We start from the raw sequence: 13461 nt of genomic DNA, 5'->3' as shown, positions 1-13461 counted from the left end.
GTAATCCTAGTGTATATTGAAATGTCTGAGGAAAAATTAATGTCCAAAAAAAAACCAGCTTATCCCGTTAACCCAAAGTTGGATGCTTATCTGGACAAGTACAGTCGAAAAATTGAAATACCTATTTTTTACGAAGATCTTTTGCGTTTTTCAGGCTCGGTTGTTGTTGAAGATGCTGAGGGTAATGATACATTATGGGTACGGGTTTTTTATGCTGAATTTGATCGTGAAGAGATTGATTTGAGTTTGAAAAAAGTCTATTCCATTCTGCATTCTGATGGGGGCGATCGAATTCTTGAATATCTGAATATTGATGCAGTGGATTATTGCACTTTCGGAAACTCAAAACCATTTCGTATTAAAGTTAGAAACATACTCAATGATAATTATACATACTTCTATGTTAAGAAAACAGATGCTTCTAGAGTATATGGACTAGAATTGGAACATATTCTTTCTCCCTATAATCTGAACTTTTTGGTTTATAAGGATACCTTGATAGAAGAACATATTGCCGGAATTCCAGGAGATGTTTTTATCAAAGACTTCCTACCTGATCTTTCAAATCGCGAAAAAGCCCAGCTTGCCAAGGAGTTCGTCAAGTTCAACGAACGTTGTATGATACGATTACTTGGTGATATGCGATCATACAACTACGTTATCGTGCCAGTTCATGATTTTGACCATGTAGTTTATAAAATTCGAGCCATTGACTTTGATCAGCAATGTTTTGAGGGGAAATTAAAGGTTTACCGACCACAATTTTTCAAAGAAAATTTTCAAATGGTCGAATTGGTTCGAAATCGACTTCAGAAAAATTCTGTAGACCAATATAAAATTGAGGAAAGGTCTATTGTTGCCAAAAGAATTTTGAGCTCCGAAGGACGTATTATGCAATTGGAAGATATCGCAAAATTGGATAACATTTCATTACCAGAAAATATAGAACGACTTAAGGGGGAAATATATGACCTAACCTTGGATATGGACTTTAAAAAATCTACAACGATGGGAGAAGTCTTGGCTTTGGCTTTAGACTTTGTCAAAAGAAATTACCAAGATGTAAGCATGAAGCAAATAATAGAAAAAAAATTCTAATTACTTACCAATAAGTCTTTTACGTTAAAAAATACAAACTGAATTAGCTTTTTTGTTCTTTATTGAAGTACACCAGATAATAATACATCTGTCGCTCTTCATCCCATCCCTTTTCTACGAATTTTTGTGCGGAATCAGGATTTATAAAGTCCATTTTTATTTGAATATTGGTGTCGAGGTTAATGACATTTTTGATTTTTTTACGAGCATCGGAGACTGCTTTGTTGGCAATATCAAAATTTGATACATCTTCAATGCTATATTTTGGTCCTTTCTCAACTTTGTAGTGCTTGAACTCAGGAATTAATTCCGGATTTTCCAATACCTCATTCAAAAAATTGGTTTCTTCAAAGGCATCATTTTTGGCAAAATGATTTACCGCCCTATTCATAAAAAGAACTTCTTGTTGTTTATCCTCTGCTGGTAGAACTACATCTTTTGCAAAATTTTGACAAAATTTCAAATAGTTTTTCGTGTAAAAATTCTCATCGGTCAATGGAACAACTCCCAGAAAGTTTTCAAGCCAATATTTTGTGTCATATCGATTGCTATCTACTGAAAGCACTTTAAACCCATCTTCTGATTCAACATTAAAGATGAGACAACCCTTATCTAATTTATTGATGTTTATTCCCTGTAAAATTTGAATTTCAAGGTTGTCAGCAGTCTCATCAAATTGTAAAAAATCATGCTTGAGCTCACTCTTGAAAATTCCGAATGCCTCTACTTTTTGATTGTCTAGTACAACATTTGTAAAGTGACAGACATATACCTCTCCATTCTTGATATGCGGGTGGTTAGATTGCTCAAATAAATGCGTGGCTACCTGTTTTGAAATTTGGTGCATGGATGAAGGTTCTGAAAACCCCTTTTTTGCTGCTTTAAAGATTTCGTTGAATTCTAAGTCTACCTCATGGGAAAGTTTAAAATAATTTTCCTCTTTTTCACGAAACGGCCTAAAGAAATATTCTTTTAGTAAAGAACTGGTTTCATCATTTAGAAAGTGCGGATTGGTAGAAAGAAAAATAGGTTCGTTTCTGCTTTTGTTTCCTACTCTGTGTAGTGAAAGACTTTCTATTTGGGCCGAATATAGATTGAGCATAATATGTCTTGAACTTTAAGGGGTTGGGGAATTTGGTCTTAATTCCAATTTTCATCAAAATCGAGATCTTCATAGTTCCCAATTTCGTCATCGTAGTTTTCAGGGGAAGGATCTGCTTCAAAACTTTTTTCTGGAGGAGAATCGGGTAATTCACCGAAGCTGAACAAAACGTTTGGATACGTTTGGCCATCAACTTTTTCAACAATATCGGCCAATTCAATAAAAAATGTCCACATGCTAAGAAAGTCATAGATGTAAAGCATTTTCGGACTATTCTCGGTAATCACATCCTCTAATCGGGTCTCATTCATCAAACGAACGTCTGAACCATTATCACTCAAATCAAATAAAGCGATTTCTTCATCTTGATTCCATTCCTGATCACAGGTATAAAAAGAGGCCATTTCATTACCTAGAAAACCAAAAGACTGCGTTATGGCATTATGAAACTCCTCCAAAGTAGCCTCTTGGTCCAGTTCCAAGTCACGGAAAATATCCTCTTCTGCATCTAAAATTATCCGAATCTTGTAAATCATTTCAAAATTTTGGAAGATTCAAAACTACAAAGATTTCAGGCTTTTTCGACTTTTAAATACCTCTAAAAAAAGATAGAATTGAACCCCGAACAATATTGAGGCAAGAACGAGATGTAGTGGTTGGGATGCAAAGGGAAAGTCAAAGTAAAACATCAATATTCCAGTTAATATTTCAAGCCCTATAAGCATCATAACCCACTTTATCTTAGAAAACCCCAATTCATTGGTCTTAATAGTCCAAAATAAAGCCCCATTCAATAAAAGAACCAAAATCGATAAGGAACGGTGTATGTAAAATTGTATTTCGGGCTGATTCAACCATAGACTTTTGTTCAAATACCCAACGACGTCTACTTGGTCATCTACGAATTGCCTAACCTGCGTACCCAAGAATACCTGTATTAATGTAAGAATAACAGCGAAAGCAATAAGTGGTAAAACCCTTTTTTCATATTTGAAATTAACGGTACCTTCTGTTTGAAAAATTAAATAGAGCAGTAGCGCTACAATTACCAAGGCCATAAACATGTGTAGTGTAATTTTTAATGGCTCTAAGACCGAATAGACAACAGTTGCCCCCAACCAGGCCTGAAAACCCATACCAAATACAACCAGCCATGAAAGGATTGGTAAAACTTTGTTATTTTTCCAAAACCTAATCGAAAAAACCGCTAGAATCAATGTCGCTAAACCAGCTAGCGCCCCCAACAATCGATTTATATATTCAATCCAGGTGTGCCAGACATTGAAGGTCGCATAATCGTGTTTTGTGTATGCATTCCAATTACTCGGATTATAATTGGATGTTGAAGTGAAATCCAAGTTTGCAATATAAAGTGCTTCTTCTTTGATGATAACCTGCCCCTCTTTAAATGCTCTATTGGGCTGCCATTGCAACGTTTCAACATTTGTTGGTGGAACTAGATATCCGAAGCATTTTGGCCAGTCTGGACAACCCATACCACTGCCCGTCATTCTAACAATGGCGCCTGCAGCAATTACTAGGTAAACCAAAATCAAGGAACTAATGGCGACCTTACGAAAAGTCTTTTGCATTCTTTTTTTACAAAAATAAAGCTGAAAACTGAATTAGGAGTAATTATAAAGCAGCCATAATACCAAAATCTAAAGCATGAAAGAAATAGTAAAGCCTAATTGATTGTCAGTGGTTTTAGTTCTGTAAACATATAGATGTCGTCACTACCTTCGCCTCCTTCGCGATTGGAAGAGAAATATCCTTTTTTGGTGACTTCGCTAAAAATAAGTGCAAAGTCGTCGGCAGATGAGTTTACCGGGTCTCCAATATTTTTTACTAGATAATTGCCATTACCATTTTGCTTAGATACGTAAATGTCTAACCCACCCAAACCAGGATGACCATCGCTTGCAAAATAGAGGTGGCCGGATTCAGTTAGAAAAGGAAAGGTTTCTCGTCCGTTGGTGTTGATTTCTGGACCTAAATTTACAGGACTCCCGTATGTTCCATCTTCATTTATAGTGACATAAAAAATATCTGAACGACCGAAAGAACCGGGCATGTCAGAAACGAAAAATAACTTCTTTTCATCTGGACTTAGTACAGGGTTTGCTGTTGAAAATCCGTTGTCGTTGAACGGCAGGTCTTCCGCTTTTTGCCATATTCCATCTTTGCGAATCGCTTTGTAAATTTTTAAACGACTCACTCCTAGACTATCCCTTACAAACTCACCATTCTTAAAATTATTTCTTGTGAAATACGCAGTATTGCCATCTTTTGAAAAGGTTATTGAACTTTCGTGTACCTCTGAATTAAAAACAGAATCCAAAGGTTTTATCAGTAAGCTATCGGCTTCATTTTTCACCGATTGGAATAAGTCGAGAAATGGCATTTTTGTCCAACCATGAATGTTCTTAGGATTTTCATTTTCAAGGCTCCTTGTAGAGGAAAAAACAATTCCCTCTTGATGAAAACATGGTGCGAATTCAGAACCTTCGGAATTGATGTCTAATTCTTCAATTTGATACCTCCCAGAGGTTTCTTTGATTACTTTTAAATAGTCACGTTGGTTCAAAAATTTTCTAACTCTTAAATCATTTGGCAGCGTATCACGAAGACGAAGCATTTGCTCATCAGATTCTTCATATCGACCTAAAGATTTAAGGCTCAATGCATATCTAAATATTGTTTCTGGATCTAAAAGCTCCCCTTTTACGGCAAAAGAAAGTCCGCGGTACCATTTTGCAGCAAAAACATAGTTTGAATTGAAAAAATTGGCGTCACCAAGTTTCCTGTAGATTTCTGCATCGTCATACCCTTTCTTCAATAACTCTTCATACCCATCAACTGCACTTGCAAAAGAATAATCGTCGAAGGACTGATTACTGGCCTCAGTTTTTGATTTTTGGGCTGCTACCGCTCCTGTTGCCAATAACAAAATAAAAATGAATGTTTTTTTCAAAGACATAATTCTCATTTTAAAAGAAGCGTGGTGTTAGAACTCTTCGAGGCATGGTGGTTTTTTCCTTAGCTGATAGATTAAAAACTTCATATCTTAAAAATACCTCAAATGAGCCATTGTTAAAGGCGGTACTACCCAACTCGGTAGTTTCTTTATCATAGGCTAAACCGAGCATAAGGGAATCATTTAATTGATAACCGGCTAAAGCGCTCCATGCCGCACCAAATCGATATGCTGCTCCAAGGGTGAATTTTTCTTGATACATAAAATTAGCAGACAAATCGACCTGCAGAGGAGCACCACTAACACCCCTTAAAAGAACCGCAGGCTTGAATTTGAAATCTTCTGAAAGTTCACGAACTATACCACTTATGATGTAGAAATTTAATCTTTCCCTTGCCAAAAGATTGGCATTTTGACCAGAGCTATCAAAATGTTCGGTTTCTAAAATATTAGGGGCCGATATACCAGCATAAAAGGTATCGGTATAATAGTAGGCGCCAAGTCCGAAATTGGGTGAAAATTTGTTATCTACTACTACTTGTTGTCCCGTGTTAAATGTTGGGTCTTGATTTTGTAATCGGCTTAAATCAATATTCAGCAGATGACCTCCGGCCTTTAGACCAAAACTTAAATTGCCATCGACAGAAACAGGAATGGTATAAGAAAAAATACCATCAAAACTGGTTTCTTGACTCGTTCCATTACCAATATTATCATTAATGATGGATAGGCCAATACCAACTCTTTCGCCGACGGGACTATGTGCATTAAGCGTTTGTGTAACAGGAGCTCCGTCCAAACCAACCCATTGCGACCTATGTAATCCAGCAATACTTAACCCACCCCTTGAACCAGCGTAAGCTGGGTTTATCGCAAGTGTGTTGTACATGTATTGGGTATATTGCGCCTCTTGCTGGCCCATTAATTGACCGGTAAAGAGTGAAGCCACTAAAACAAAAAATATTGTCTTTTTCATATGCTCAATTATCTGTTCAAGTAGAGGTACCCATTCAATGTTGATGATTCTCCATTTCTATCATAAGTTATAATGTAGAAATATACTCCGGCTGGGAGTTCTTCTGTTTTTTGAAGTGTTGCACCCGCTGTTGAAATACCATCGAAAACAATATTAATATTATCGTAGTTTGATGCTTCGTATACCTTCACTCCCCATCTGTTGTAAATAGTTACGTTGTTATTCGGGAATCGTTCAATATTTTGAATTGTGAACCTTCCATTGGTTTGGGGTGAAACCAAATCAGACGTAATTGAGACCAGACTACAATCCACGTTGGCAGGAGGATTTCCTCCATTGGAATCACAGGCATCATTAGGATTTGTTTGATCCAATGCTTCCTGCCCATCATTTATCCCATCACCGTCAGTATCCTCATTTGATGGATTTGTGGTTATTCCGTTTGGATTTGCAGTAGTGGAAGGGTCATCAATACCAGTTGATTCCTCACCATTTGTCAATCCATCATTGTCGCAATCATCTTCGGAACTTGGGGTACCTCCAATAGAATCACATGAATCGTTAGGATCTGTGCCATCTTCCAATTCTTGACCATTACTTACCCCATCGCCATCAGCATCACCTTCTGGGTCAAGAGACTCATCAAAGGTATAAGGGTCCGTACCATTATTGAATTCTTCACCATTTGTTAGACCATCACCATCACAATCAGCTAAAAGCCAAACTGAATTTTGCTCATCAAAGCCATTATAACCAGTTTCTTGTGCCGGATCACAAGGATTGTTAACATCAGTCCCTTGCGTAATTTCAATTTCGTCGAATAAACCATCACCATCACTATCTTGGGTAAATAGATAAGGATTCGTTCCTCTATCGACTTCTTCTCCGTTCAAAAATCCATCACCATCGCAATCGGCACCACGCCATATTTCGTTATTGGCATTGAAGCCTTCATAAGTAACTTTTTGTTCAGGATCGCAAGGGTCATTCGGGTCAAAACCAGAGTTGATTTCAGAATCGTTACTAATACCATCACCATCGGTATCTCCGGTATTTTCATAAGGATTTGTGCCATTGTCAGCTTCAGTTCCATTATCCACCCCGTCATTATCACAATCGGCATTTCTCCAAATTTCGTTTGTGGCATCGAAGCCAGTATATTCTATTGACTGGGCCGGACTACAAGGGTCGTCTGGTAAGCTTCCATTTGCCAACTCAACATCATCAGCAATTCCATCGCCATCAGTATCTGTGCCTCCGTCGTATGGGTCGGTACCGTTTGTGAATTCATCTCCATTTGAAATAGAATCATTATCACAATCTGCGTTGGCCCAAATGGGGTTTTGATCATTGAAATTGGCGTAACCTGGATTTTGAGCTGGACTACATGGGTCGTTTATGTCCGATCCATTATCAATTTCATTATCATCGTTAATACCGTCACCATCAGTATCTGTTGAAAAAGCATAAGGATTGGTTCCGTTGTCAAATTCATTTCCGTTCAATACGCCATCACCATCACAATCCGCAGCTCTCCAAATGGGATTATTAGGATTAAAATCTTGATAATTGCTAGGTTGAGAAGGACTACATGGATCATTCACATCTGAACCAGCTGCTAGCTCGCTGTCATCCAGGATACCGTCGCCATCAGTATCTCCAGGATTTGAATATGGATCTGTTCCATTACTTATTTCATCACCATTTGAAATACCGTCATTATCACAGTCATCTGCTAACCAAATAGGATTATTTAAATCAAATCCAGTATAACCTGGCTGTTGCGCCGGATCACAGGCGTCTGTTGGACTGGTTCCATCTTCAATTTCATTATCATCATTAATACCATCACCGTCGGTATCGTTAGATGTGGCGTATGGATTGGTGCCGTTATCAAATTCGTCACCGTTCGAAACACCATCCTCATCACAATCTGCCCCCCTCCAGATATCATTAGTACCGTCGAAACCAGTATAACTAGAATTTTGAGCTGGGTCACAAGGGTTTATTTCATCAGTTCCGTTGGCAATTTCAGTTTCGTCATCAATTCCATCTCCGTCAGTATCTCCGGAGGAAGAATACGGATCTGTTCCGTTGTCAAATTCAGTACCATTGAGTATACCATCATTATCGCAATCTGCAGCACGCCATATACTGTTGCTACCGACAAATAGGCTGTAACCAGCAGCTTGTTGGGGGTCACATGGGTTTATTCGGTCTGTATTATTGGCAATTTCATTATCATCATCAATACCGTCACCATCCGTATCATCCGATTGTTCATATGGGTCAGTGCCATTTGTAAATTCATCGCCATTAGAAACGCCGTCGCCATCGCAATCGGCAGCAGACCATATGGCATTATTTGAATCGAAATCTGAATAGCCAGGGTCTTGAAATGGACTACAAGGATCATTCTCGTCAGTACCATTCTGAATTTCATTATCATCATCTATACCATCGCCATCAGTGTCCTCAGAAACCAAATATGGGTCTGTTCCGTTATTGAATTCTGAACCATTTGAAACACCATCACCATCGCAATCCGCAGCTTGCCAAATCACATTTGCAGAATCGAAGCCATTGTAACCGGTTGTTTGTATTGGATCACAGGGATTATTTTCATCTGTTCCGTTCTCAATTTCATTATCATCGTCAATTCCATCCCCATCAGTATCATCAGAAGTTGCATATGGATCTGTTCCATTTTCAACTTCATCTCCATTAAGTACACCATCGTTATCACAATCCCCTCCTTGCCAGACGGTATTGTCTTCATCAAAACCTGTATAACCAGCTACCTGTGCAGGATCACAAGGATTATTTTCATCGGTACCATTTTCAATCTCATTGTCGTCATCGATTCCGTCCCCATCCGTATCTACAGATTGTGCATAAGGGTCTGTACCATTTTCAAATTCATCTCCATTTAATACGCCATCATTATCGCAATCTGCTGCTTGCCAGATGCTATTATTTGGGTCATAACCAGTGTATCCCGCTACTTGTGCTGGATCACAGGGATTATTCCCATCCGTTCCATTTAAAATTTCGTCCTCGTCACTAATGCCATCACCATCTGTATCATCCGAACAGGCCTGAGCTATTTGATTTTCATCTGTAGAACTAATATCATTTTGAAGGGTGCCTCCGGGTATTCCAGTTGTGTCTACAGCGGCAAGTAGTTTACCCTCTGAATCAATATCGCTTTCAGAATATCCCCCATCGCCTTCAAGTGCATCAAAACAGCCATCATTATCTGAATCGTTATCCAAATAATCGGGCAAAGCATCACCGTCGGTATTTAAACAGGTAGTAGGGGTGGTATTTCGTACCCATACCCTATGAATTGTAGATTCATCACCACCATTCACAAAATCATCAACCTCCCAACGATTGGAATTACCTTTAATGCCCCAATGTGCTGTTGCATTTTGATAAAACGGAAAATTGGTTAATGCCAAATCACCTTGGTCTTGAAATTGATTATTAGCGCTGTCAGGTAAATTAGCGGAATGCCCAGTTAATTTGGTGTTATTTGCAGCTATTCCTGCAAAACTCCCATTTCCAGTCTCTGCATAAGAGATGCCTACCGGAGAACTAAAATGAATAGTTCTGTTATGGTTGGAGGTTTGGGCAAACCAACGTATTTCCTCTACTGATAGCGTTGTGAAATAAGTATTGCTAATATGCCCCCAAGATGTAGAGCCCGATTCGTCCGTTCCTAATGCACTTGTACTTAAGATGGGGAGGTCTTCTCCTGTATTTACAATTTCCAAATCTGGGTTCGAACCACCGGAATGGACATACTGCAATACAAGTACCCAACCACCGCCGTTGCTTACATCAACATCAGCCTCAAATACACCGTTACCTAAATCGAAGAAATACCTACCGGATTGTGATACAAGATTTGCTTCATAAATTGAGTTAAAAGGAGCCTGAACAGTACCATTTCCATAGCACCCTTCATCAACATCGCTAATGCCATCGTTGTCATCATCCAAGTCAAATTCATCGAAAACACCATCAAAGTCGCTATCTTCTGTACATGCCACTGATTGTTGTGCTCCGTTCTTTGAACTAATATCGGACTGTTGCGAGCCATTTGGAATCCCATTTTGATTAACCGTCGCGGTAAGTCTTCCGTTTCCGTCAATGTCAGCAAATGTAAAACCACCATCTCCCTCTAGGGCATCAAAGCATGAGTCACTATCGGAGTCATTATCTACTACATTGGCTAGAGCATCAAGATCATCATTGCAAATAGGTATTAGAAGATTTTGAATTTCAGAACTATTAAGTGGTCTAGTAAAATATAATACCTCATCTAATAACCCTGAATAATAATTTCCTGTTGCTGCACCAAATGCGTCGGAACTACTCGTTCTACCAAAATTATGACTATCGGAATGTGCCGGAATTTCTGTGAAACCAACATTAATTGAGCCACTGTCCCTACCGTCAAGGTACATGGTCATGATACCATCATCAAATACGATAGCTACATGGTGCCAAAAATTGTCGTCAGGAAAGACAAAAGAATTATTGGATTGTTGTGATGCACTACCACCAGCTCTAACTGCATTTTCAAGGTTCTCGTCATTCAGCCGTACGGTAATTCCATTTGTACTTCCTCCTTCGTCGAGCAAAGTTTGAATTCCATTTAAATCATTCGGCTTGATCCAGAATGCATAGCTAAATTCTGAAATCGCATCATTAAGAAAGTTACCATTACTATACTGTATATATTCGGTCGAACCATTAAAAGAAGCAGCATGGCTACCTTTTTTAGCATTGGTATCAAAACTGATGATTTCACTTACAGCGTCATGGTTATTTGCAGTAATATCCAACGTTGTGTTGTCCATTGGCCAATAGGCCTCATAATCTGTGATAACTGGCAAGCAATTTTCTTCAATAGCATCGCTTAAACCGTCATTATCATCATCTTCATCACATCCGTCTGGAACACCATCGCTGTCGGTGTCTACATTATCATCAAATCCATTACAAATGTCCGTGTTATCAGGAACACCATCTAAATCGGTGTCAACACCTATGGTTATAATGGCGTCTTCAGTTATTGATATTTGGACGGATTCAAAAGCTCCGGAACCTCCAGAATTGTTGCCTGGCAAAAACTGAATTGACTCAGTAGCGGAAGATGCAACAAATACTATGGTTTCTGTGCCCCAACTATTTTCGGTTATTCCATTAATCGTTTGCAATCCATTGCTGCCAATTTGGTAACGGAATGAATCATTGAATTCAGTAGAGTAGGGCCCAATTGCCGTTAGTGTATAAATTGTAAGTTGATATACCACTCCAACGCTTAACCCAGTAATATTGGTTTCAATCACTTCTTCAACCCCTGTAGGCCCTAAATCTCTTAATGAAATCCAATTGGTATGGTTATTTGGTGGTAGGGGCAAGGGAGCAGCGGTCCAAGAAGTACCACCGTTACTGGTACCTGATGTTGCTGCAAAATTTCGATCTGAAATATCTGGTGTTCCATTAGCAATTGACCAACCGGTAGGCGCGCATATTGCACAGTTTGGTGTGCCATCAGTTGCTGCAATTTCTTGGGCACGTAGTTGTACACAACCGAAAGCAAATACGAATACAATAACTAAAAGATGTACAAAACGGAGGGGCAGTAGACTCCTCCCAATTGTTATTTTCATTAGTGGCAGTGTTTAACTTTAGTTTATCTGTTTGGCTTCTGCTTGAGAGCAGAATTTCAAAAATAAGTTGTTTTGTTTGAGGAATTTACCCTTTTTGGATGAATGGAATAACTTTTTGGATTAACTAAATCAAAATGGTCAATCAGCTAAAAAAATATGGTTTGATTCCCCATTAAGAAAATTATAGAACCAAAACTTATTTTTTCAGCCCCAGCTCCTTTCCTTTCTCAAGCATAAATTCATGTGCCGCTCTGTGTTCATTGGGGATTACACCCTCCAATATTGCCTCCTTTATAGCTTCTTTGATAATGCCAATTTCCTTTGATGGCTTAAGGTCAAAGGTTTTCATTATTTCTTCACCTGTAACTGGAGGTTGAAAATTTCGTATTCTATCCCGTTCTTCAACTTCAATTATTTTTTGGCGTACAAGCTTAAAATTGTTTTTGTATTTCCGTTGTTTTTTTGGGTTTTTCGTAGTGATATCAGCTTCACAAAGAGTCATTAAATCTTCTACAAATTCACCCGCATCGAATACCAATCGACGAACAGCAGAATCGGTAACGTGAGCTTCGGATAGTATTATTGGCCGAGAGCTCATTAAGACCATTTTCTGAACAAATTTCATTTTTTCGTTCAATGGCATTTTGAGTCTTTTAAAAAGTTTATAGACCATTTTGCTGCCTACAAATTCATGTGCATGAAAAGTCCAACCAATCTTTTTGTCAAATCTTTTCGTAGGGGCTTTTCCTATATCATGTAGTAGCGCAGCCCATCTAAGCCAAAGGTTATTAGTGGTCGCGGCAATATTGTCGACTACTTCAAGTGTATGCCAAAAATTATCTTTATGTTTTTGCCCTTCTACCTCTTCTATTCCCTGAAGTGCCTTAAGTTCAGGTAGAATATATCTTAAAAGGTCAGTTTTGTGCATTAATTCAAATCCCTTCGAAGGCTTTTCACTCATTAAAATTTTATGGAGTTCGTCTACGATACGCTCTTTTGAAATAATCTGAATCCGATCTTTATTTTCTGTTATTGCCCTTAAGGACTTAAGTTCAATAGTAAAATTGAGCTGTGTGGCGAACCTAATGGCCCTCATCATTCGCAAAGGATCGTCGGAATATGTTATACCTGGCTCTAAAGGAGTTCGTATTATACCTTTATTCAAATCTGAAATTCCTTGAAAAGGGTCCAACAAATCTCCGAATGTTTCCTTATTCAAGGATAGTGCTAAGGCGTTAATCGTAAAATCCCGTCTTTCTTGATCATCTTTTAAAGAACCATCCTCAACGATAGGTTTTCTACTGTCCCTTCGGTAACTTTCTTTCCTTGCACCTACAAACTCCAATTCCAACCCCTCTGATTTGACCATTGCAGTGCCAAAATTTTTGAAAACCTTGACTTCAGGTTTTCCTGATAACTTTTTTGCAACTGCTCGTGCCAGTTCAATTCCACTTCCAATGGCCACAATGTCAATATCTTTAACTTGGCTTCTTCCTAAAAAATAGTCGCGAACAAACCCCCCAATTACATAGCATTCAAGGCTTAGCTCATCTGCGGTGCTGCCTATAATTTTGAATACTTTATGTTGAATTGCCTCTTTGTGATTCATTTATATTTTTGT

General features: G+C 38.5%; 8 protein-coding genes. 1 reads left to right on the top strand and 7 read right to left on the bottom strand.

Translation table 11 applies throughout. The annotated features are described in order from the left end of the window. The first annotated feature begins 21 nt into the window (after nucleotides 1-21). Complete coding sequence (locus HCU67_RS13290; RefSeq protein ID WP_168553087.1) at nucleotides 22-1098, top strand: hypothetical protein; 1077 nt, start codon at nucleotides 22-24, stop codon at nucleotides 1096-1098. Nucleotides 1099-1141: 43 nt separating this feature from the next. Here HCU67_RS13290 and HCU67_RS13285 read toward each other — a convergent pair whose 3' ends face one another. From HCU67_RS13285 to HCU67_RS13255, 7 genes are all read right to left on the bottom strand, one after another. Continuing rightward, nucleotides 1142-2200 (bottom strand): nucleoid-associated protein, encoded by a 1059-nt coding sequence (locus HCU67_RS13285; RefSeq protein WP_168553086.1) that lies wholly within the window; start codon nucleotides 2198-2200, stop codon nucleotides 1142-1144. 38 nt (nucleotides 2201-2238) lie between these two features. Further along, on the bottom strand, nucleotides 2239-2736 hold the full coding sequence (locus HCU67_RS13280; RefSeq protein WP_168553085.1) for a plasmid pRiA4b ORF-3 family protein: 498 nt from the start codon (nucleotides 2734-2736) through the stop codon (nucleotides 2239-2241). 24 nt (nucleotides 2737-2760) lie between these two features. After that, complete coding sequence (locus HCU67_RS13275; protein ID WP_168553084.1) at nucleotides 2761-3792, bottom strand: COX15/CtaA family protein; 1032 nt, start codon at nucleotides 3790-3792, stop codon at nucleotides 2761-2763. A 95-nt stretch (nucleotides 3793-3887) separates the two neighbouring features. Further along, nucleotides 3888-5180, bottom strand: coding sequence for a TolB-like translocation protein (locus tag HCU67_RS13270; protein ID WP_168553083.1), 1293 nt, complete (start codon nucleotides 5178-5180; stop codon nucleotides 3888-3890). A gap of 10 nt (nucleotides 5181-5190) precedes the next feature. Next, the gene (locus tag HCU67_RS13265) at nucleotides 5191-6153 is read right to left on the bottom strand and encodes a PorP/SprF family type IX secretion system membrane protein (RefSeq protein ID WP_168553082.1); all 963 of its coding nucleotides are present in this window, start codon (nucleotides 6151-6153) and stop codon (nucleotides 5191-5193) included. A gap of 8 nt (nucleotides 6154-6161) precedes the next feature. Then, nucleotides 6162-11840 carry a LamG-like jellyroll fold domain-containing protein gene (locus HCU67_RS13260; protein WP_168553081.1) on the bottom strand — a complete coding sequence of 1893 codons (5679 nt, stop codon included), beginning with the start codon at nucleotides 11838-11840 and terminating at the stop codon, nucleotides 6162-6164. A 196-nt stretch (nucleotides 11841-12036) separates the two neighbouring features. Next, on the bottom strand, nucleotides 12037-13449 hold the full coding sequence (locus HCU67_RS13255; protein ID WP_168553080.1) for a CCA tRNA nucleotidyltransferase: 1413 nt from the start codon (nucleotides 13447-13449) through the stop codon (nucleotides 12037-12039). Nucleotides 13450-13461: the final 12 nt, after the last annotated feature.

The sequence above is a fragment of the Croceivirga thetidis genome, from assembly GCF_012272815.1.
GTDB classification, from domain to species: domain Bacteria; phylum Bacteroidota; class Bacteroidia; order Flavobacteriales; family Flavobacteriaceae; genus Croceivirga; species Croceivirga thetidis.
The sequence above is the reverse complement of the archived record's forward strand: the minus strand, read 5'-3'. Positions and strand labels throughout refer to the sequence as shown.

What these genes read in the sequence shown, in the direction of transcription:
- HCU67_RS13290 (WP_168553087.1), top strand. Translation starts at nt 22, where the DNA reads ATGTCTGAGGAAAAATTAATGTCCAAAAAAAAACCAGCTTATCCCGTT.
- HCU67_RS13285 (WP_168553086.1), bottom strand. Translation starts at nt 2,200, where the DNA reads ATGCTCAATCTATATTCGGCCCAAATAGAAAGTCTTTCACTACACAGA.
- HCU67_RS13280 (WP_168553085.1), bottom strand. Translation starts at nt 2,736, where the DNA reads ATGATTTACAAGATTCGGATAATTTTAGATGCAGAAGAGGATATTTTC.
- HCU67_RS13275 (WP_168553084.1), bottom strand. Translation starts at nt 3,792, where the DNA reads ATGCAAAAGACTTTTCGTAAGGTCGCCATTAGTTCCTTGATTTTGGTT.
- HCU67_RS13270 (WP_168553083.1), bottom strand. Translation starts at nt 5,180, where the DNA reads ATGTCTTTGAAAAAAACATTCATTTTTATTTTGTTATTGGCAACAGGA.
- HCU67_RS13265 (WP_168553082.1), bottom strand. Translation starts at nt 6,153, where the DNA reads ATGAAAAAGACAATATTTTTTGTTTTAGTGGCTTCACTCTTTACCGGT.
- HCU67_RS13260 (WP_168553081.1), bottom strand. Translation starts at nt 11,840, where the DNA reads ATGAAAATAACAATTGGGAGGAGTCTACTGCCCCTCCGTTTTGTACAT.
- HCU67_RS13255 (WP_168553080.1), bottom strand. Translation starts at nt 13,449, where the DNA reads ATGAATCACAAAGAGGCAATTCAACATAAAGTATTCAAAATTATAGGC.